At 55.7% G+C, this 20,598-nt stretch carries 19 protein-coding genes and 3 pseudogenes; 9 read left to right on the top strand and 13 right to left on the bottom strand.

Translation table 11 applies throughout. The features are described from left to right. Window positions 1–7 precede the first annotated feature (7 nt). The 8 genes from cobM to FIU93_RS26735 are packed head-to-tail and all read right to left on the bottom strand — an operon-like array spanning window position 8 to window position 6,916. Window positions 8–781 (bottom strand): precorrin-4 C(11)-methyltransferase, encoded by a 774-nt coding sequence (gene cobM, locus FIU93_RS26770; protein WP_023001619.1) that lies wholly within the window; start codon window positions 779–781, stop codon window positions 8–10. Continuing rightward, window positions 778–2,700, bottom strand: a complete 1,923-nt coding sequence (gene cobJ, locus FIU93_RS26765; RefSeq protein ID WP_152507260.1) for a precorrin-3B C(17)-methyltransferase — start codon at window positions 2,698–2,700, stop codon at window positions 778–780. Before cobJ ends, cobM begins: the two co-directional genes overlap by 4 nt. Then, complete coding sequence (gene cobI, locus FIU93_RS26760) at window positions 2,670–3,395, bottom strand: precorrin-2 C(20)-methyltransferase (RefSeq protein ID WP_173017418.1); 726 nt, start codon at window positions 3,393–3,395, stop codon at window positions 2,670–2,672. Before cobI ends, cobJ begins: the two co-directional genes overlap by 31 nt. Then, on the bottom strand, window positions 3,392–4,606 hold the full coding sequence (gene cbiE, locus FIU93_RS26755; protein WP_152507259.1) for a precorrin-6y C5,15-methyltransferase (decarboxylating) subunit CbiE: 1,215 nt from the start codon (window positions 4,604–4,606) through the stop codon (window positions 3,392–3,394). The genes cobI and cbiE overlap by 4 nt, the downstream gene beginning before the upstream one ends. Then, the gene (locus tag FIU93_RS26750; RefSeq protein ID WP_152507258.1) at window positions 4,603–4,857 is read right to left on the bottom strand and encodes a hypothetical protein; all 255 of its coding nucleotides are present in this window, start codon (window positions 4,855–4,857) and stop codon (window positions 4,603–4,605) included. The genes cbiE and FIU93_RS26750 overlap by 4 nt, the downstream gene beginning before the upstream one ends. A gap of 1 nt (window position 4,858) precedes the next feature. Beyond that, the gene (locus FIU93_RS26745) at window positions 4,859–5,515 is read right to left on the bottom strand and encodes a precorrin-8X methylmutase (protein ID WP_152507257.1); all 657 of its coding nucleotides are present in this window, start codon (window positions 5,513–5,515) and stop codon (window positions 4,859–4,861) included. 7 nt (window positions 5,516–5,522) lie between these two features. Continuing rightward, window positions 5,523–6,680 (bottom strand): sirohydrochlorin chelatase, encoded by a 1,158-nt coding sequence (locus FIU93_RS26740; RefSeq protein WP_023001613.1) that lies wholly within the window; start codon window positions 6,678–6,680, stop codon window positions 5,523–5,525. Further along, window positions 6,677–6,916 (bottom strand): DUF6732 family protein, encoded by a 240-nt coding sequence (locus FIU93_RS26735; RefSeq protein ID WP_031269597.1) that lies wholly within the window; start codon window positions 6,914–6,916, stop codon window positions 6,677–6,679. Before FIU93_RS26735 ends, FIU93_RS26740 begins: the two co-directional genes overlap by 4 nt. Window positions 6,917–7,322: 406 nt before the next feature. Between FIU93_RS26735 and FIU93_RS26730 the strand changes: the two genes are divergently transcribed. Then, the gene (locus tag FIU93_RS26730) at window positions 7,323–7,697 is read left to right on the top strand and encodes a DUF2946 family protein (protein ID WP_173017417.1); all 375 of its coding nucleotides are present in this window, start codon (window positions 7,323–7,325) and stop codon (window positions 7,695–7,697) included. Between the two features lie 85 nt (window positions 7,698–7,782). Beyond that, window positions 7,783–9,183, top strand: a complete 1,401-nt coding sequence (locus FIU93_RS26725; RefSeq protein WP_152507255.1) for a PepSY domain-containing protein — start codon at window positions 7,783–7,785, stop codon at window positions 9,181–9,183. 145 nt (window positions 9,184–9,328) lie between these two features. On the opposite strand, the pseudogene FIU93_RS26720 reads toward FIU93_RS26725, so the two are convergent. Further along, window positions 9,329–10,132: pseudogene (locus tag FIU93_RS26720) on the bottom strand (PP2C family protein-serine/threonine phosphatase); the annotation flags it as partial. 144 nt (window positions 10,133–10,276) lie between these two features. Next, window positions 10,277–10,774 (bottom strand): annotated as a pseudogene (locus FIU93_RS31785) (DUF3365 domain-containing protein); the annotation flags it as partial. 317 nt (window positions 10,775–11,091) lie between these two features. Between FIU93_RS31785 and FIU93_RS26715 the strand changes: the two are divergent. After that, complete coding sequence (locus FIU93_RS26715) at window positions 11,092–11,610, top strand: ACT domain-containing protein (RefSeq protein ID WP_031269595.1); 519 nt, start codon at window positions 11,092–11,094, stop codon at window positions 11,608–11,610. Window positions 11,611–11,622: 12 nt separating this feature from the next. Beyond that, complete coding sequence (locus FIU93_RS26710) at window positions 11,623–11,991, top strand: DUF1905 domain-containing protein (protein WP_286202387.1); 369 nt, start codon at window positions 11,623–11,625, stop codon at window positions 11,989–11,991. A gap of 69 nt (window positions 11,992–12,060) precedes the next feature. Here the strand turns inward: FIU93_RS26710 and FIU93_RS26705 are convergent, their stop codons facing one another. Continuing rightward, the gene (locus FIU93_RS26705; RefSeq protein ID WP_152507253.1) at window positions 12,061–13,353 is read right to left on the bottom strand and encodes an Hsp70 family protein; all 1,293 of its coding nucleotides are present in this window, start codon (window positions 13,351–13,353) and stop codon (window positions 12,061–12,063) included. Window positions 13,354–13,948: 595 nt separating this feature from the next. On the opposite strand from FIU93_RS26705, the gene FIU93_RS26700 reads away from it, so the two are divergent. From FIU93_RS26700 to FIU93_RS26690, 3 genes are read left to right on the top strand one after another with little or no spacing between them, the layout of a single operon-like run. Next, window positions 13,949–14,737: an ABC transporter permease gene (locus tag FIU93_RS26700; RefSeq protein WP_152507252.1), complete on the top strand. Its 789-nt coding sequence runs from the start codon at window positions 13,949–13,951 to the stop codon at window positions 14,735–14,737. Beyond that, window positions 14,734–15,393, top strand: coding sequence for an ABC transporter ATP-binding protein (locus tag FIU93_RS26695; RefSeq protein WP_152507251.1), 660 nt, complete (start codon window positions 14,734–14,736; stop codon window positions 15,391–15,393). Before FIU93_RS26700 ends, FIU93_RS26695 begins: the two co-directional genes overlap by 4 nt. A 34-nt stretch (window positions 15,394–15,427) precedes the next feature. After that, entirely contained in the window at window positions 15,428–16,753 is a 1,326-nt protein-coding gene (locus FIU93_RS26690) for an RkpR, polysaccharide export protein (protein ID WP_152507250.1), read from the top strand. Between the two features lie 106 nt (window positions 16,754–16,859). On the opposite strand, the pseudogene FIU93_RS26685 reads toward FIU93_RS26690, so the two are convergent. After that, window positions 16,860–17,961 (bottom strand): annotated as a pseudogene (locus tag FIU93_RS26685) (IS3 family transposase). A gap of 190 nt (window positions 17,962–18,151) precedes the next feature. Here FIU93_RS26685 and FIU93_RS26680 point away from each other — a divergent pair. Both FIU93_RS26680 and FIU93_RS26675 read left to right on the top strand, forming a co-directional pair. Further along, window positions 18,152–18,796 carry a hypothetical protein gene (locus FIU93_RS26680; protein ID WP_152507249.1) on the top strand — a complete coding sequence of 215 codons (645 nt, stop codon included), beginning with the start codon at window positions 18,152–18,154 and terminating at the stop codon, window positions 18,794–18,796. Beyond that, window positions 18,796–19,566 carry an FkbM family methyltransferase gene (locus FIU93_RS26675; protein WP_152507248.1) on the top strand — a complete coding sequence of 257 codons (771 nt, stop codon included), beginning with the start codon at window positions 18,796–18,798 and terminating at the stop codon, window positions 19,564–19,566. Before FIU93_RS26680 ends, FIU93_RS26675 begins: the two co-directional genes overlap by 1 nt. A gap of 68 nt (window positions 19,567–19,634) precedes the next feature. On the opposite strand, the gene FIU93_RS26670 is transcribed toward FIU93_RS26675, so the two are convergent. After that, window positions 19,635–20,567 carry a methyltransferase domain-containing protein gene (locus FIU93_RS26670; RefSeq protein WP_152507247.1) on the bottom strand — a complete coding sequence of 311 codons (933 nt, stop codon included), beginning with the start codon at window positions 20,565–20,567 and terminating at the stop codon, window positions 19,635–19,637. Between the last annotated feature and the right edge of the window lie 31 nt (window positions 20,568–20,598).

Below are 20,598 nucleotides of genomic sequence, written 5' to 3'. Positions count from 1 at the left end.
CGGTTCCTCAGGCTTTCGCCTTCTTCTTCGGGCGCAGCACATGCACGTGGTCGGCGTCGTAAAGGGCGCTGTCGCGGAAGTCGGCTGCAGGCTTCAAGGCATGGCCGACGAAGATCAGCGCGGTGCGGGTGATCTTGGAGGCACGCACTTCTGCGGCAATGGTCGACAATGTGCCGTGAATGAAGGCCTCATCCGGCCAACCGACGCGGTAGGCGACGATCACCGGGCAATCGGCACCGTAATGCGGCGTCAACTGGCGCTCAACTTCCCGCAGGTTCCTGATCGACAGGTGAATTGCCAGCGTCGCCCCGCTCTTGCCGAGCGTGTCCAGGTCCTCGTTGTTCGGCATCGCCGAGGATTTCATTGCCGTGCGGGTGACAATGATGGTCTGGGCAACTTCCGGGATGGTCAGCTCGGTCTTGAGTGCAGCGGCCGCGGCCGCGAAGGCCGGCACGCCCGGTGTTACATCATAATCGATGCCGAGTGCGTCCAGACGGCGCATCTGCTCCGCCGTTGCACCGTAAATGGAAGGGTCGCCGGAATGAACCCGGGCAACGTTCTGGCCCTTTTCATGGGCAGCCTTGATCTCGTCGATGATCTCGTCAAGCGTCATCGGGGCCGTGTCTATGACGCGTGCACCTTCCGGTGCGGCGGCAACGATCTGTTCAGGCACCAGCGAGCCCGCGAAAAGGCAGACCGGGCAGGATTGGATGAGCTTCAGGCCGCGAACGGTGATGAGATCGGGATCGCCAGGTCCGGCGCCAATGAAATGAACGGTCATGATTTGTCATCCGTTTCGAGAAAGTCGGAAATGTCGGTCGTCACGTCTGCCATCAGGGACGAAGGCGCGGCTTCAGTGGCAACTGGTGCTGCTTCCACCGGCTTTGGTGCGTCGATCCGCTTGGCATAACCGCGCGGCGTATAGACGAAAGGTTTCCCGTCACCGCGCATGACGGTGCGGGTGTTGGTCGAACCGACCAGCACGGTGGTCAGCATGTCGACATCGTCGACGCTGAGCGCATGCAGACTGGTGACGCGGATGGTTTCCTCCGGCCGGCCAAGATTGACGCCGAGAATGACCGGTGTCGCTGCCGAGCGGTGCTCCAGCAGGATTTCCTTTGCGGCTGCAAGCTGCGTGCGGCGGCGTTTGGACACCGGGTTGTAGAAGGCAATCACGAAGTCGCCCTCGGCTGCTGCCCTCAGACGCCTTTCGATCACCTCCCAAGGGGTGAGGAGATCGGACAGTGAGATCGCGCAGAAATCATGGCCAAGCGGCGCGCCGATACGGGCCGAGCAAGCCTGAAGGGCGGAAATGCCCGGCGCGTTTGTGACGCTGACCCGCTTGGCGGCATCCGACACACCGCCATACTCCTCATTCCTGTGCAACAGTTCATAGACCAGCGAACCCATGGCGTAGATGCCGGCATCACCGGAGGAAATCAGCGCGACATTCTTGCCCTTGCCAGCTTCTTCTAGCGCAAAGCGGACGCGATCCTCTTCCGCGCCAAGCGGGAAGTTGTGGTGGGTCTTGCCGGTAATGTGCTGGTCAACAATGTCGAGATAAAGCGAGTAGCCGACAACGTCGGTTGCTTCCGCCAGAAGCTTGGTGGCCTCCGGTGTGCGCCAGTCGTCCTTGCCCGGACCGATACCGATAACGGACAGATGCCCGCGAGCCCGACCGACCGTGTCGGTGTCAATCCACTTCGGTGACCGTGCAATGGCGCAAGTTGCGTTTTCGGTTTTCTGCTTTTCGACCTTCAGCGTTCCAAAGGCGCCGGACGCGGCCAGGGCAGCCCCTTCAGACACTCCGTAACAGCCGACTTCCTTGAAGACGACGGGCGACGGGTTTTTCAGGCGCGGGGTCTCGCGTTGCAGGTCTTCTGCGGAAAAGACCCGAAGCGGCACATCCAGATGCGCGGCGAGAGCATTGACAGCGGCCTCATCTGCCTTGAGGTCGATGGTCGCGATGCAGGCAACAGCGCCCTTGGCAATGTTGGCTCCCGTCAGTTCGGTCTCGACCAGTTCGATCAGTTCGGCCGCATCGCACCCGCGCGCGCAGCCGACGCCAACAGCATAGCGCTGCGGGTGGTAGACCAGACGCGTCGGGCCTGCTTCTTCCGGATGTTCGGTTGCCGAAAGCGTGATGGCGGCATCGTCTGTCTGCTGCAGCTTTGCCTCTTTCAGCCAGTCGGCGCGGCCTTCCAGGCGGACGGGAGCGCCGGAGAGAAGCTCGGCCATCACCGGTTTTGCATCTTCCGGATTGGCGAGACGCCAGCCGCGGGGCGGGGCGTCGAGCGCAACACCAAGCTTGGTATCCCCAGCCGTCGTGATCGCCGCGTGCCCACCGAGAGCGCTGGCCAGAAGCTTCGCCAGTTCGTTGGCGCCGCGATGACCACCGAGCAGCGGAACGACACTCTTGCCGTCTTCCGACACGGCGATCACCGGCGGTTCGCTTGTCTTGTCGGACAGGACCGGTGCAAGCGCACGGATCAGAATGCCGCTGGCGCAGAAGCCGACGATCGGATGACCGGCCTGAAACAACAGGCGGATATGGTCGATCGTTTCGTTGAACTGGGTGTCCGCTGTCGGCACACGGCCGGCAAGCCCGTGGATGCGGGCGGTTGAAAACCGTCTGGCGATCACTTCGGCAGCAGCGAGGCCGGCCTGGTTCAGGACGAGTAGGATGGGGGAAGCGTCCACGCTTCTTCTCCCTTGTAGATGAGGATCATGGAAAAATAGGGGGCGGTTTCGGTCTCAAGGTCGATGAGCCGATGAACCTTCTGCTCTGGCAGGCTGGCACGTTCCACGTAGCCGGCCTTTTCCAGCAGCCCCATGTCGGAAAGCAAGGTCTTCAGCCGTGTCAGGTGACGGCCGACCTTCATGATGGCAACCGCCTGGGCTTCTTCGATCTTGCGGCGGATGTCCGCGTCCGGAAGCGGGCCAGGAATGACGGTTAGTACATCGTTTCGTGCCGTCAGCGGTCGTCTCAACTGGGCGGCGCAGGCTGTCAGCGAGGTGACACCGGGCACGATTTCTATCGTGAAACGGTCGGACAGGCGCTCGAACAGATACATGAAAGAACCGAAAAAGAATGGATCTCCTTCACACAAGGTCACGACATCCTCACCGTTTGCCAAAACTGCGGCTATCTCTTCGGCGGCCTTGTCGTAGATCTCCTGTGCCGGGAACCTGTCGACCCGCATCGGCACGACAATCGGGATTTCCCGCACCCCATCCGGGATCACATCAGAGGCGATTGACCGGGCGAAGCTTTCGCCGGAATCGGGAGCGGGGTAGGCAATTACCCGTGCGCTTTCGATCAGCCTGTGCGCCTTCAGGGTCATCAGCTCCGGATCGCCCGGGCCAAGACCTATGCCATAGAGTGTGCCCGTCATGATTTCGTCAGGCTCCACTGCGTCACGGGCATCAAGGGACGCCATCCGGTCAAGCCGCCGACGGCGCTTGCCCGGTGAACGGAAACTTTCTTCAAAGTGCCTCCATGAGACTGATAGGCGGAGAGAAGTATGGCCTCGCTCTCCAGGGTCACTGCATTGGCGACAAGCCGCCCCCCTGGGCCTAGCGCTGCAAGACAGGCCTCGATCACACCGGAGGCTGTCAGGCCGCCGCCAATGAAGATCGCGTCCGGCTGTGGCAGATCGTGGAGGCCTTCCGGAGCGGTCGCGTCCGACAGTTCCAGATGTGGGACGCCAAGCGCGACAGCGTTTTCAGCCGCCATTTGCCGCCGTTCCACATGCGGTTCCAGGCCGATGGCCCGGGTTCGGTCGGCTGCTCGCAACCATTCGATGGCAATCGAACCGCAGCCTGCACCGACATCCCACAAGAGTGCGCCGGGGTGAGGCTTCAACTCCGCCAGGGTGATAGCGCGGATGTCCTGCTTGGTCATCTTGCCGTCGTGGCGAAAGGCATCATCGGCAAGGCCGGGTATCCGCGCACGGAACCGCACACCGGGGTCGGCAATCACATCCAGAGCAAGTGTGTGAAAATCGGCAACCTCGGCCGACCAGCCTTCCGCGGTACCTGCAACGCACCTTTCCCTGGTGCCGCCGAGATGCTCCAGAACCGTCATCCGGCTGCGCCCATAGCCTTCGTCGGCCAGGAGGTCAGCCACCTGGCGGGGAGTTTCCGCATTGCTGGTTAGACACAGGATCCGGGCGCCCGGGTAAAGCGATGCCCGCAACAGATCGACTGGTCGACCATGAACCGACAGGCAGTCGGTTTCCTGCAAGGCCCACCCCATTCGTGCGGCAGCCAGCTGGAAGGCGGACGGCGAGGGCAGCACCATCAGCTCGTGCGCAGGGAAATGCTTCAGCAAGGATGAGCCGATGCCGAACCACATGGGATCTCCTGTCGCCAAGACAGCGACGCGCTTCTGCCTGAGCGCTGCCAGATCTTCGAAGACGGTTGCAAAGGGGCTGGGCCATGTCCGCTTCTCGGCAGTGATTCCGCCCGTCAGCTCCAGGTGTCGGTTGCCGCCATAAACGATATCTGCACCTGCCAGGGCTTCTGCGCCACCCGGAGCCAGAACACCGTCCTCGCCCAGGCCGACCAGCGTCAACCAGGGGAGCTTGTCTGTCGAGGAAGTCATTTGTCCTCCAGACGATAAGGTTTGATCACCGGTTTTACCGACAGGTCCTGAGGCGTGCCGCTACTGTTTGGCGATACCTGCCGGGCACCCCGTGACCGGTGATGGACCGACTGGTCACCACTGCCGTCCGCAGGCGTCTTGACCGAACCACCCGGCTGGGACAGGAAACCGCGTGACCGCAAAGGCTTTTTGCTGCGAACGGATTTCAATCCGGTTGGTTTTTCGTCGTCTTTCGGCGGACCTCCGGCCATCTTACGTTTCCTCCGGCAGGCCGGCGGCAAGAGCGTTGACTGCGGCGGCAGCCATGGCCGATCCACCCCTGCGGCCGCGAACAGCCAGGAAGGGAACCTTGAACGGATTGGAGATCAGAGCCTCCTTGGATTCCGCGGCGCCCACAAACCCGACCGGGAACCCCAGAACCAGCGCCGGTTTCGGTCCGCCGGCGGCAATCATTTCAAGCAGATGGAAGAGGGCCGTCGGCGCATTGCCAACCGCAACGACAGCGCCGTCCAGCCTGTCGCGCCAGAGCTCGACCGCTGCAGCCGAGCGGGTCGTGCCGAGCTCTTTGGCAAGGGCCGGAACCGCGGGATCGTTCAAGGTGCAAACCACGTCGCAGTCCGCCGGAAGTCGTGAGCGAATGACGCCATGCACCACCATCTCCACATCGCAAAAGACGGGTGCGGCCCGCGCGAAGGCATCCTGCGCGGCAGACAGGATATCCTCCGACCAGGCAAGATCCTGCGGAAGGTCTGTCATGCCGCAGGCGTGGATCAGACGCACCGCGACCGGTTTCAGCTCGTCGGGTAGATGAGACAATTCTGCTTCCGACCGCACGATTGAAAAGGACTGGCGGTAAATCGCCGCCGGGTCCTTTTCATAGTCGTAGGACGGCTTGGTTTCGGTGCTCACGGCAGCCTCAGTCTCCGCGGTTCAACGACCGGGGGCCGTGCGGATGGTCTGCGTGCGGGTAGGGGTGGTGGTGATGATCGTGATCATGCCCGTGCCCGTGGCTATGCCCATGCCCATGCTCGTGCGAATGATCATGAGAGTGGCCATGATGATGCGCGTGATCATGCCCATGGTCATGGGAGTGATCGTGATGATGATGACCATGGTCGTGGTGATGATGACCACCCGCCTGCACCTGCTTTTCGCAGGCTCCGGTGCAGATCTCGTCACACAGCTTGCATTCTGCTTCCGCGCCGAGGCCTTCCACGTGATGGTGGTGGCTTTCCTGGGCCAGACCCACTTCGGCTTCGAAGCCAAGGACCTGTTCGCGGTACTTGCACATCTGGCAGTTCATCAGATTTGCGCCCTGCAGGATCTCCTGCACCCGATCGGCCATCGTGTCGATCACCTGCGGGTGGTCGTTCAGATAACCGGCTTTCAGGAATTCGATCTCCGGATGTTTGGCGGCAACTTCGTCCGTGGTCGAATAGATCCGCTGGACCAGTACGCCGGTGAACAGGAAATAGGGGAACACGATGACGCGCTTGTAGCCGAGCTTTGCCGCATGTTCGAGGCCGGGTCCGACCAGGGGGAAGGTGACGCCGGAGTAGCAGGTTTCCGCCCAGCCGAAACCGAAGCCTTCCCAAAGCATGCGCGTAATCTTGGAGACGTTGGAGTTCGCGTCCGGATCGGAAGCGCCGCGCCCGACCACCATCAGCAGGGTCTCGTGCAGCGGCACGTCGCTGTCGGCAGCGTCGATCGCTTCCTGAACACGGGCAGCGGCGGCTTTCACCATGCGTGTGTCGACGGCCAGTTCGCGGCCATAGGAGATCGTCATCTCCGGATGCATGGCCTGATAGGTGTTCAGGACCGAGGGAATGTCGTTCTTGGCGTGACCAGCGGCAAACAGCATGCCCGGCACGGCCAGAACGCGGGTGCAGCCGGCCTCGCGCAGCTTGTTCAGTCCGTCATGAATGACCGGGTTGGCGAATTCCAGATACCCGTATTCCACCGGCCAATCGGGGAAGCGAGCCGTCAGGCCTTCCGCCAGCTGTGCAAATTGCTTTACGGCACCCTTGTTGCGGCTGCCATGGCCGCAGATCATCAGTCCGAGTTTTTCGCTCATTGAGCAGCTTCTCCGGCAGTCTCGTCGTCTTCCGGACGGGCTTCAGGCGCGTCTTCGGCTTTTTTCTGCTTCTTGTCTTTGAGGGCGATGATGCCGGCGACGAGCGCGGCACCGGCAAGGGCTGCGACCCCGACCCAGTGGGAATGACCGGCGAGTTCGCCAAGATGGCCCCCATGGGCAAAGGCGGAGGTAGGCAGCGCGGCGGCAAGGCCTGCAAGGATGGTCCGTCTGATCATGTCTCTCCCCAGTGGCTGATGCCGGATCGGCAGCGTGGCAACAGGCGTCGGGAAGAATGAAAGCAAACACGCGCAAAAGCCGGCGGAGCCGGTTGATCTGCAGATGCCTTGGACAGCTCCGGCCTTGGTCCCCTGCTTGGGTCAACCTCATCCGGAATGGCTTTCAGTCCCTCCACGGGACGCCGTCAGGTGGGCGCACCTTAGGGGAGTGGCCATAGCGGATCAAGCATGAAAGCGACATCCATTGGCACGAGGCAGCCATGGCCTGAAACCGGCAATCGTTGCGTCTTGCGGCTCCCCGAAAAGAACCGGTTTGTCTTTGTCATCCCTTTGGATTAGTGATCAACCTGTCTCGATTCGGGGTAAGTGGGGCGTGGAAAACTTCCGGCGAAAACATCCGGACCTCATGGCGGCAGCCAGGCTATTGCTTCTGCTGCCGTTTCTGGTCACAGCGCTTGTGCCCAAGGGGTACATGCCGGACGTGCGCGCGGATGGCGGTTTTACCGTCACGCTGTGTACCACCGAGGGTCTTCGCACTGTTACGCTGGATGCGAACGGTGCAGAAATTCCACCGGGTTCCGACGAGGATAGCCCCGCGGAAAAGGCCTCCCGCCATTGCGTCTTTGCCGGTGTCGGTGCGTTTGCTGCGCCTGACAGGGTGCAGTTCCTCTTCGTGCAGGAAGAGATCTCCCGCCAACCGGCTTCTCTACCTGCAAAGGTCTGGGCTTCCAGCACACCGCGCGGCCGCAACTTTGCCCGCGCACCGCCGCTCAACGCGTGATCTTTCCGAACCTTATCTGAACTCGTTTTGAACCCGAGGTCTGTCCGGCTTTTGCCGAACGGACGCACTCGGGTGTGGAGATCCCATGAGCAACATCCCTTCGGACGCTGTATATGCGTCCACCCCCAGTCGATTTTACCTGGCTGCCTGGCGTTGGCACTTTTACGCCGGTCTTTATGTTGTGCCGTTTCTGATCATGCTGGCCGTCACCGGCCTTTCGATGATGTTTATTTCCGTTCTTGATGGCCGCGACGGGGAATACATCAAGGTTGCAATTGCCGGCGAACCAGTGGCGCTGTCGCAGCAGGCTGGCGCTGCGCTGGCAACGCGAGGGCAGGGCGCGAGCCTGGTTGAATGGATCGGCGCCAAGACCGCCGACGGAGCCAATGTCTTCCGCGTCAACGACGCTGGCACCAATTACATGGTGGCAGTTGATCCTTATTCGGGCTCGGTCTTTGAGAGCTGGATCCGGCGTGACGGCTGGTATGACCTACTGAACGACATTCACGGGACGCTGCTGATCGGCGATCTTGGTGATCGTCTGATCGAAATCGCGGCCGGCCTTGCCATCGTGCTGATTGTGACCGGTCTTTATCTGTGGTGGCCACGGGCAGGCGGTGGAAGTGCTCTTGTGCCGGATCTTCGCGCAAATGGTCGTGCGCTCTGGAAGAGCCTGCACAAGGTGATCGGCGCCTATGTTTCTCTCATCCTGCTGGTCTTCCTGGTCAGTGGTCTCTCCTGGGCCGGTGTCTGGGGCGAGAAATTCGTTCAGGCCTGGAGCACCTTTCCAGCCGAAAAATGGTCGAACGTGCCTCTGTCCGACGACACCCACGCCTCGATGAACCATGGCTCGATAAAGGACGTTCCCTGGGGGCTGGAACAGACCAGCATGCCGATGTCCGGCTCTGATGCCGGCACCGACGCGATTGCTGCCGGAACGCCGATTGATCTGGACAGTATTGCCGCGTTCGGCCGGCAAATCGGCTTTGAAGGGCGGTTTCGGGTGAACCTTCCAGGCAATGAAACCGGTGTCTGGACCATCAACCAGGATTCCATGAGCAACGACTCAGAGAACCCGATGGTCGACCGCACGGTGCATATAGATCAATACACCGGACGGATCCTGGCTGATGTCGGTTTTGCGGATTATTCCCTGCCGGCCAAGGGCATGGCCATCGGCATTGCCTTTCATGAAGGCGACATGGGGCTCTGGAACGTGGTGCTCAACACCCTATTCTGCCTGTCGGTGATTTTCCTTTGCGTCAGCGGGCTTGTCATGTGGTGGCTGCGACGGCCGAAAGGCTCAGCCCTTCGGGTTTTTGCACCTAAAATGCCGGACGACCTGCCGCATTGGCGCGGCGCGATGATCCTGATGCTGGCCGTCTCCCTGGCCTTTCCGCTGGTCGGCATCACGCTATTGAGCGTGCTGGCGCTGGACTATCTTGTTGTCAAACGCGTGCCGGTTCTGAGAAAGGCCATCGGATGACGACGTAAGGGGCGTCTGACGAGGTTTCTGTTCGACTCCTCAACATTGCTGTTACCCCGGATTGGCGCTGCGCTTATCCGGGGTGACACGCCTCCAAAATTTTGATCGCAGTGTGCGGCAGCAAGCTGCGGCCAATGCTGCCGGCTTACTTGTGCCGGATCACCATCAGCGTAATGTCGTCATGCACGGTTTGTGTGTCGATATGGGCCTTGAGGTCCGCCAGGATGCCTTCCAGCACCCGTCCGGCCTTTGGTGCCGCGTGGCGCTGGGCACTTGCGACCAAGCGATCCAGACCATACAGCACACCGTCAGGATTTTCCGCTTCAGTCACGCCATCCGTATAGAGAATGATGAGATCTCCGGGACCGAAGGCCAGTTCCCTGGTTTCGATAAACGGTTCGATGTCTTCATCGAGGCCGATGGGGAAGCCGAGATCGACGGTATCGACGATGTCGCATTGGCCGTTGTCGCGCAGAATGATCAGTTCTTCGTGCTGGCCCGACAAGGTTACCTTGTTCGGTTCGAAATCGAGGAAGGACAGCGTCAGGTGCTTGTCGGTCCGGGTGCGCTTCAGGTTGCGGCAGATAGCGCTGTTGAGTGCAACCAGGAACTGGCGCGGATCTGACGGCCCGCGTTCTTGCAGGGCGACGGCGATGGACTGAACCATCAGCATCAGAACGCCGCTTTCCAGGCCATGGCCGGTCACATCGCCAATGCCGATCTTCACCTTGTCGTCCAGCTGCAGCACGTCGTAATAGTCGCCGCCAACTTCGTCCGCCGGTTCCATGAAGGCTGCGATCTCCAGTTCATGAATGCCGCCAAGCTCATCCTTTGTCGGCAGCACCATCATCTGGATCTGCCTTGCGACTTCAATTTCCGCTCCCAGTCGCAGGTTTTCGGACGTCAGCTGCTTGTTGAGATGCGCGATTTCCGTATTCGCGTGCTCCAGATTGACGTTCATCCGGTGGAACCGCGTTGCCTGGTGCCATTGCAGGGCGGTGACCGCAGCACCGATCGCCCCTGCACAGCCGAAGTAGAGCAGCAGATATTTGAACGACCAAAGGTTTGCGGCAATGGGTTGGCTGATGGTGATCGCCTGAATGCCACGCACGTCGCCCGTCTTCCAGTCAGTCTTGGGGCTTTCAGGGTGGCTGTTGTGACAGGAAACGCAGGCCTCGCCCATCAAGACGGGGGAGGCGATCTGGATCTTTCTGTCGAAGATCGATCCTTCGTAGGCAATCTCCAGGTCTGCAGGATCACGGCTTTGTCGGAAATCGTTCAGCGCCTTGATCTCGAATGGTGTCAGGTTGTGTGACCCGCGCTCCATGAACGGCAGATCCGACACGAAACGGTATTGCAGATTATGGTCGTTGCCGCCGATCACTTCCCCAAGCTCGATGGAGAGCGTGGCGGGGATCGGAATGCCGCCTGGCGTTTCGTGATATTCATGTGTCGGGGTGATGTCGCCCGGCGCTTGTTGAACCCGGGCGATCACGTTTTGTGCGTAATAGGTTCGGATCTTGCCGATGGCCTGGTCCAGGTCAACCGCCTGCGAGCGCAGGGAGGCATCTGAAATGGCGCGCAGGTCCATCCACACGGCAACAGGCAACATGCCAAGCCCGATAAGCACCAGAACCAGAAAAACCGCCGGTCGTTCGATGAGCGTGAGCCAGAATTTGTCGACGCGGCGGGGTTCTGTCTGCTTCATGGGGAAACCTGATTTTCAGTATGAATTGAAACGGAATGCGGATCGGCAAGGAAGCCTGAAGGGAAACCCGATCAATCTTGCCATTATGACGGTTGTCTGCCGCAACGGCCACAGCCGGAGATGAGATTTTGCAGTCTTGTTTTCAGCACGTTGAGGCTGTCTAGTAGGATGGTCGAGTTCCAATGCGCAAGCGGGGCATCATGCAAACTCATCTTGTTTTCACGGTCATTGCAAAGGACCGGCCAGGCCTGGTCGAGCGGATGGCGGAAATCATCGCCGGCACCGGCGGCAACTGGATCGAAAGCTCCATGGCCCGTCTCGGCGGCGAATTTGCAGGCATCGTGCGCATCGCGATCGAGGGGCTGCATGCGGACGAACTGGTGGAAAAGCTGCAAGCTCTTTCCGCCGATGGCATCGATATCACGCTGCGCTCCGACCAGACCGGTGCAGAGCTGCCGGAAGGTGCATCCGCTCATCTGGATCTCGTCTCTCAGGACCACCCGGGCATCTTGCGGGATATCACCCGCGTTCTTTCCGAAAAGGGTGTCAGCATCGAGCATCTGGAAACGGAAGTCGTCTCCGGCTCGATGCAGGGAGAGGCCCTGTTCAAGGCATCTGCCGACCTGCGCCTGCCAGGTGGACTGGACCCTGCGAGCCTGAGCGACGCACTTCAGGAAACGGCAGGAGACCTGATGGCGGATATCAATCTGATTGACTGACGTCGCTCAGACTTGCCAGACGGAAGCGACACGACACAGGCCTGGCAGGACAGAGGCTGCAACTTCATGCTCGACCGGCTGGATTTTACCGGCAAACTATGGCTGTCCGCCGGTCCAGGCGGCTGGACCTTCGTGACGTTACCGCCGGCCTGCGCCGATCAGATCCGGTTTTTCACAGGAAGCCGTAAAGGCGGCGCCTGGGGCATGATCAAGGTAAAGGCGCGGATCGGTGAGGCTGAATGGAGCACCACCATCTGGCCGGACAAGGCGTCCGGCTCCTTCCTGTTGCCGGTCAAGTCGGCCGTGCGCAAGAAAGAGAAGATCGCAGCCGGAGACACCGTCGACGTATCACTGTGGCTTCAGGTGCCGCCAGGTTTCTGACGGGGAGGGCCGTTTAAACTTTTGATTTCCGTCGGTCAGGCTCGTTCCGCCGGATCCGGGCAGGCGAACTCAGGCGGCAAGCGCCCAATCAGCCGCGTCCGTGCGTGCCCCGATCAGGGCAAGGCCGTTGGCAACAGACGTCAGCTCGTTGCCGCCGGAAATCCGCTCCAGGCCGAAGCGCTCCGCAAACTGGCGGCGCACGGCAGGCACGAAGGAGGTGCCGCCGGTCATGAATACCCGGTCGATGTCGGCTTCGCTCAAACCGGCCTTTTCCAGCGTGACATCCAGCGCCAGGTCCATCTTCTTCAGATCAGGCGCAATCCAGCCGTCGAAGTCCGCACGTTTCACAGTTGCCCGGAAGTCCGAACCGAGCGGGGCAAAGGTCAGCTCCGCCTCGTCTGCAGACGACAGCAGGGCTTTGGTTTCCGAGACGGATTTATAAAGCGGGTAGCCCTGGTCCTCTTCCACCAGATCGATGAAAAGCTCGATCTTCTCCGGTTCCACGCAGTAGCGCAGCAGTTTTTTCATTTCCTTGAAATCGTCTGAGGTCTTGAAAATCGACAGCATGTGCCAGCGGGCGAAGTTGGAAAAGAGGTTGGGCGGGATCTCCAGGATCTTGCCCATGCTCTGGTAGGCGGTGCCCTTGCCGAGCTTCGGCAGCACCACGTTATCGATGATGCGGTAGTCAAACGTGTCACCGGCAATGCCGACCCCGCCTCGGCCAAGCGGCGTCGCTTTCAGGTGCCCGGCTTCGGTCTCGAATCGCATGATCGAATAGTCGGTCGTGCCGCCGCCAAGGTCGGCAACCAGGATGGTCGTATCCTGTTCCAGCGATTGCGCGTAGGAAAAGGCCGCCCCGACAGGTTCCATAACAAAGAGGATGTCTTCAAACCCAACCTTCTGAAACGCCTTGCGATACCGCTCCATCGCCAGGTCTTCATCCGGATTGTGCCCAGCAAACTCCACCGGCCGGCCCACAACGAGCCGGGTTGCCGCGGGATCAAACGCAGCCCCGGCCCGTTCGAAAGCCCGCTGCAGAAACGTCGCCATCAGATCTTCAAACTCGAACCGGACCCCGAAAACTCCGGTCCCCATGAAAACGCGGCTCGCCGCAAAGGTCTTCAGCGACTGGATGAACCGTACGTCCCCAAAGCTCTCCAGAAACTGCCGGATTGCCCAGGGCCCGACCTCCGCATTCAGCGCCTTGGCCGGCCCCCGGTCGAGAAAACTGAGAACAGTTGGAAGCGAGGTGAAGCTGTCATTGCCATCAACAAAGCTGATCGACGCAGTCGCCCCCACACCCTGCGCCGAAACCGCGACTGTATTGGAGGTGCCGAAATCAAGTCCGATGGTCTGTTTCATGGCAAAGTCCCTTTATGTCGCAGCGTTTTGTACAGACGCCGTTTTGCAATTGAATGGCGTTGGCTTATTCGAAACCGAAGCAGGAGCGCGTAGGGGCACTCCGAACACGGCAATCCAGCAAAAGTGAAATGGCTGAGCGGGATAGGCGGGAACAAGCGAAAACGCAAGCGGAAACTGGCTGTTCTTAAGGCATTCGATCCGGCATCCGTTGCGGCTCCAACCTTCGGCTCGCAGGTGCCATCTGGAGAAAGGTGAATTGCTCAATGAAATTTATGGCGTTGATGCCAGGAGCTTGTCTTCAGGACATTGCCACAAGGTCGATATAAACAGACCGCACACTATGCGTTTGATCGGTTTTGTGGTCGCGATCGGATTTGGTCGGAGTCTTATGAAACAGGCTATCGCACTTCCAGTTTGTACAAATCATGCCGCCTTCGAAATCATTGTGGCATCGTGACACTATGTTGCTGCGCGAAATTCCGTTATGATACGGTCTGTCAGAAGATGGACATGAACTGTCTAAAGGTCTAGTCAAGACAACCAGTTGGCATTCGAAGAACGCGTCAACAGAGATCAATAACTGCAGATTGACAGTATGCACTCAGAACCTTTGCGCCAGGGCCTGAAACGCCAATTTGCGATCACGTTTGCGTTGATCGTCCGCGAAATGACCACCCGCTACGGAAACAAGTTCGGCGGTTACATGTGGGCGGTTCTGGATCCGGTTTTGACAATCACGATCATGACAACGGTTTTTTCCGCAGTTGCTCACACTCCACCACTTGGAAGAAGCTTCACCTTGTTTTTTGCGACCGGCTACATCGCATTCTACATGTATCGCTCAACTTCTGAGCAAGTAGGTTCTGCTGTCGAGGCAAACAGAGCGCTGCTGAACTATCCTGTCGTGCGGCCTTACGACACGATTTTGGGAAGGATTTTTTTACAGGTAGCGACGCTTTTCGTCGTAAATGCTCTTCTTTTCGGCGCACTTTATCTCGTGGTTCCGTTTGAGAGTATCAACCTGGAACCTATCTTCTTTGCTTCCCTGATTGCGATTGCACTTGGTGCAGGAGTAGGGGCTTCGAACATCGTATGGTTTCACTTGAGCAGTACTTACCAGCAGATCTGGGGGATTATCAACAGACCAGCCTTCCTAGTTTCCGGAGTTTTTTTCTTACCGGACTCGGTACCCCCCCCTTTCAGGGAGTGGCTCATGTGGAACCCGCTGGTTCACATTGTTGGCCTTTTCCGAACCGGATTCTATCCCACCTACCGGGCTTCTTATATCGACATGCCTTACATCGTAGGGCTAACCGTGTTTTCGATTGTTTTCGGATTTTTTCTGGTATGGCTTTATGACGCGCAGCTACGGGAGGCGAAATGATCAGGTTGGATCGCTTGACCAAACGCTTCAAGCTCAAGGGAGAGATGCGCTACATCGCAAGGGATGTGTCGTTTACGGTGCCCAGGGGAAACAGTATTGGTCTGCTGGGGCGTAATGGTGCTGGCAAGTCCACACTGCTGAGGCTTATTGCGGGTACGATCAAGCCGACCTCGGGCAGGATCATCCGTCTTGCCAACGTTTCCTTCCCGCTTGGTTTTCAGGGCAGTTTCAATGGATCACTAACCGGAGAGCAGAATGTTCGCTTCGTTGCCCGCATTTATGGGCACGACACGGAACAACTGGTCGATTACGTTCAGGATTTTGCCGAACTTGGGAAATCCTATTACATGCCGGTAAAAAGTTATTCCTCCGGAATGAAGGCACGGCTGGCCTTTGGCGTCAGCATGGGTATTGATTTTGATTACTATCTGGTCGACGAAATCACGGCCGTTGGCGATTCGAATTTCAAGAAAAAGTGCAAATTGGTTTTCGAAGAAAAACTCCAGAATTCTGACATCATCATGGTGTCTCACTCAAACGGTGCACTAAAAGAATATTGTACGACCGGAATTGTGTTAGAAGATGGCAACTTAAGCTTTTTCAACGATATTGACGATGCAATTAGTGTGCACAATGACAACATGGCACGCCGATAGGCCGGTCTCTGAATACTTGAAGGTTTGATTGAACATGTCAGCTGTCGAAAAAATGCCTGGAGAAAAGGCCGACGAGATTGGTCAGGGAACGGTGTTCAATCTTCCGTCCAAAAAGGGGGGCGCCGTTGCCAAGGCAAATTCCAAGGACGGCAAGCTGATAAGTAGGCTGAAAAAGTCCGGCCTCGATCCGCAGAAACTGCTTGACTTGGCACTGCCAGCAACGACGGCGAAGTCCGCAACAAAAATGCGGCACAGGGTGATCCTGTTAGGCTTCGTGTTGTTCGTTGCCATGCCGGCTGCCACGTTTTCCGCCTATATGTTTTTTTGGGCAAGCGATCAATATCACAGCATGACAGCATTTGCCGTCCGCAGCTCCCAGCCCGTCGCTGCGACTGAAGTTCTTGGCATGGTAATGGGAAATGCAGGGGGGGAGTCTGCGACCTCCAATAGCTATATCGTTACGGACTATCTGCAGAGCCAATCCGTGCTGGAGGACCTTCCGGACAATCTGGATTTGCAGACCATCTTCAATCGCGAATCTTCGGATTTTCTTTTCAGCATGGGCCGCGATCTGCCGGTCGAAGACCGCTTGAGTTACTGGAATGACATGGTCGACGTCAGTTTCGACGCGACCTCCGGGGTCATCCAGGTTGAAGTGCGCAGCTTCCGGCCTGAGGATTCGGTCGAGATTGCGAAGGCAATCCTTAAGCGCAGCGAAATACTGGTTAATCAGCTTTCCGAAGCTAACAGGCGAGAGACGGTGCGCTTCGCGGAAGAAAGCGTCGCGCGCGCCGAGGCGCGTTTGAAAGCTATTCGCAAGCAAATGCTTGCCTATAGGAACGAGACACAGGAAGTCAGTCCGGAGGAAAATGCCAAGCTTGCTGTGGAAATGATTGCCGGACTGGATCAGCAGCGCGCAAGCCGGGAAGCAGAAAAAAAGACCCTGATGAGTTACCTGGACGAGGACTCTCCACGCATCAGGCTGCTGAACCAGCAAATCGAGGCCCTGGAAGGTCAGATTTCAAGTGCGCGGGAACGCCTCGGCTCCGGCATTTCGCCTTCCGGTTCTTCTGGCACGAACAGGACTGCTCTTTCCTTCCGTCTTGCGGATTATTCGGAACTCGCATTGGAAGAAGAATTTGCACAGCAACTCTATGTAACGTCCCTCGCCAGCTTGGAATCGGCTCGTCAGGAAGCAGACGGTAAGCATCTTTATCTTGCTACCTTCATCCAGCCAACCTTGTCAGAAGATCCGCAGTATCCCCACCGTTTAATATATTCTCTGGCCATGTTTTTGCTCCTGGCTGGCGCTTGGTCAGTTGTAGTCTTGATGTACTATAATGTTCGTGACCGAACGTGAAGTGACCTAACTCCCCTGATTGTCCGCATTCATAAGTTAGCTCTGTTCTCGGTTTTTACTGAGACCTAACCTTGGATCGCTGGAGGTTGGAGTTTCCCGGCCTAGTTCACGGTGACGGGCTGGGGTTGCCACCGGAATTATGCAGTGCGACCGGGACGTTGAATCCGATTGCCAAATGAGGTCGATCCTCATTGCAGTGTCTACGTCATTTTTCCATATTTTCACGGGCGTCCGCAGGTGTCAGAAACCAATGCGCAATTAAACTCTCTGCCCGGAACTTGGTGTTGAAGGCTACGATGAAGCCATTATCAGTCGGCTTTCTGGGCCGAGAAAAGTCGAGCGTGACATCGTTTGCAGAGACCCACAGATCATGATCACGGGAGATAAATTCACTACCGTTTTCCACCCGGATCGTGTTCGGGTTGCCAATCAGGCCGTATACCCGTTCCAGGGTCTGCACAACATTCTCGCCGCGATAGGTGAAGCGTGGATTGGTCGCCGGACAGAGCCGTGAATCGGTATCGATGATGGTCAGGATGCGCAGCTTCTTACCTGTCGCCAGTTGATCGTGGCAAAATCCATCGCCCAGACATCGTTCAGCTCGACGGCCTCCTGGCGATCCTCCCGAAGCTTCGCTTTCACGCTTCTCTTAGGGGGCTTGTACCTGTGCTGAAGGTCCAACTAATTGTAAATTCTGCGTGTCTTCTTCATATTGATAAGCTAGCCCTCGCGGCGAAGCAACCCTTGGACGCGAGGGTAGCCGTAGCGAACCCGAGACTCGCAGATCTCCTTGATCCGTAGTTCCAGGCCGGTCTGACCATTGCGGCGGGATTTGTAGTGGTAGGTCGAAAAGTCGAACTTCAGCGCCTTCCAGGACCGTCTGATCGATATGCCCCAGTCCGCCAGCATCCCGTCAACAAGCTTGCGTTTCCGGACAGGCCTCAGAGCTTACGGCGGATGACGTCCTGCAGCATCTCGCGGTCCAATGTCAGGTCCGCAACGATCTTATTCAGCCGATTGTTCTCTTCCTCAAGTTGCTTCAGCCGGCTCATATCGTCGGGCAACAGATCTGTATACTTCTTTTTCCAGTTGAAATACGTCGCTTGGCTGATACCCCGCCTTCCGGGAGATCTCCTCAACCGAAACGCTGTCGACGCCCGCTTTAAAACGAACGCCTTCTGCGCGTCCGAAAACTTGGTTGCGTTAATGGCTTCAGCCCATTCTCTCAACTGGGATCCTATCGAGGAAAATATTAGTCCACCCGAAGGTATGTTGGTTAGCGCTCCAACGTAATAAACTCGGGACTCAGGATAGAAGGTAAACTTGCGAAATTAGTTGAAATTTGATTTTCTGCGGATAATTTCTGTTAGACAATAACGTGTAACTTGGATGGGTAGAATGACTTTGAACCTTCAAAAATTTAGTCCGGAACGAGAACCTTTTTTGCACTACACAGCCTCTGATTTTTTTAGTCAAGAACACTTAGAGTCGCTGGAAAAAATACTTCCTAAAATTAAGACAGAGCCATTGCTGCATCCAGACGCAATATTTAATGGAAAAACAACAAGGTGGTTTAGAGACTTAAAAGATCTGGATAAGATGGGTCTACAGAACGAAGAAACTCAATACCTGCAAGAATTGATAGCGGATTTCGATAGCATAGAAACAAAAAAATGGCTTTGTGAAGCTTTTAAGAATGACGTATCTGTGCAGCCTGAAGACATCGATGTGCATCCATACTATTATAGAGATAGTAATGGATACTTTATCTCACCACATCGAGACGCCGCAACAAAAGCCTTTACTCTGCAGGTCTATTTGCCATTAGATGACCCGTATAATACTGAAATGGGAACGAGTTTTTATCGTTTCGTTAATGGTGAATTTGTCTGTGAAAGAAAGAACAAATATATAAGGAACGGAGCATACTGCTTCGCTCGACATGGCAATAGTTGGCATGGCGTTGAACGTGTAGTTTTGAAGGAGTCAGCTTATAGAACGAGCATCGCATTCACTTATATCTATAAAGGAAAGGAAAAGTAATGCCTGCGATTGTTCCAGAGACTTGGGGGCGCCGCGAGACAATGCAGTCGCCTGTAGGTGATATTACCTTTCTCAGCGCCAAATCAGGTTGGCGGTTTCGTACTATGTTTGACAAAGAGCCTGAAACAATCGATTGGATTAGTGCTTTTGAACCAAACACACTACTCATTGATATCGGAGCAAATGTTGGAATTTTTTCAGTTTATGCGGCGATCTTGGGACATCGTGTAATCGCGATAGAACCTTCACCAGCAAATTATTTTCAATTGTGTGGAAATATCCTGTTAAATGATCTTTCTGATAGTGTTGTTCCTTTGTCGAATCCTCTCTCAGACTATACTTGTTTCTTGCCGATAAATTTTCAATCGTTAGATTTCGGGGCGTCAATGGCTTCGATAAAAGAGCCTCTCGATTTTAGAAATAAGCAATTCAATCCAAGTGGTCAAATATCACAATTGGCACTTACAATAGACGATATTTTAGTACACTATATAAAAGATCGAAAAAATTTTAAAAAAATCGCCATAAAAATAGATGTAGATGGCCACGAATTTACAATTTTAAAGGGTTCCTTTAAGTGTCTTAGCGATGGAGCAATTGATACCATCCTTGTCGAACTACCCGAAAATGAAGAACAATTTGTTATGGAAGTGAATTTATTTTTGAAAAAATTTAACTTTGAGCTAGTAGGAATATTTCAGAATCCGAAATTCGTCACTGCAGAAACTTGTGATGTTAAAAATTACATCTTTCGCCACATAGGTACTTGATTAGGTGAAGAGGACGCTTTAACTGGCGTCCTCTTCACTATCGCCAGCAAAAAGCAATTGTTTTTAAGTCAGGCGATGGCGTCTATAAATAGAGACATTTCTGGGTCTGTTTTATCAAAATTATTTTGGTCTCTTAAAATAGGCAGATAGCTTTGAAGATACCCAGATCGACGAACTTCCTTGAAGCCCGTTTCTTTCAGCATTTTTGTGACTTTCTCAAAATTGAACCAATTAACATGGCCTCCTACAACTTTATTTACCTCTCTTGAAGACAGTAAACTTGCTTCGTTGAATGCATCGAAGCGCGTTGGAAAACTTTCTAGAAAATCGACCGCACGTTTGCCTTTCAGGTAAGTTGGATTTTCTTTATTATTGAGCAAGCTGACCCACTCGAGCACAAATTCAGCAAAAAAACCTTGATTTGCCAATTTTTCAACATCGTTAAATATCATTTTACGACGATTTGTTTTTACAGTTAAGTAATGAAAGAAATACGACCAATCCTTTTGATCATAAGCGTTGGCTAAGAGTTCTGCGTCTGGGCATACAATTCTAAATACACCTCCAGATTTTAACATTCTATGGACGTCGTTGAACAGAAACTTAACATCATCATCGAATGCGTGTTCGATAACGTGACTGCAATAAACAGCTTCAAGTGAATGGTCGGGAAGTTCTAAGTCTTTCTGATCGTATATATCCCAATAGTGGTCGATAGCAGGCTGTTCAACACCTCTCCGTGATTGTGTCCAACTTGTTCCATCATAAAACTTGTCTGCGGTTTGCCAGTATTTATGACGAAATGAACCAGGACCTATATTCAAAAACCGACGTTCATTAAGTACATCGTCGCCATATAATTCTTCGTACAATGATAAGAAGAAGTCACGAACTTTCTTCTTGAAAGATAGGTGACTATACTCAACCTCCAGTACACGATAAAGCTTATCTTTGTTTTCGAGGAGGTGTTCTATTCGTTTTTGTAACTTTTCGTTGCTCATGTTATCCTGCAAATGGTTGGAACTCTGACGT

Origin of the sequence: Labrenzia sp. THAF35, from assembly GCF_009363595.1 — a bacterium.
GTDB lineage: Bacteria > Pseudomonadota > Alphaproteobacteria > Rhizobiales > Stappiaceae > Roseibium > Roseibium algicola.
The sequence above is the reverse complement of the archived record's forward strand: the minus strand, read 5'-3'. Positions and strand labels throughout refer to the sequence as shown.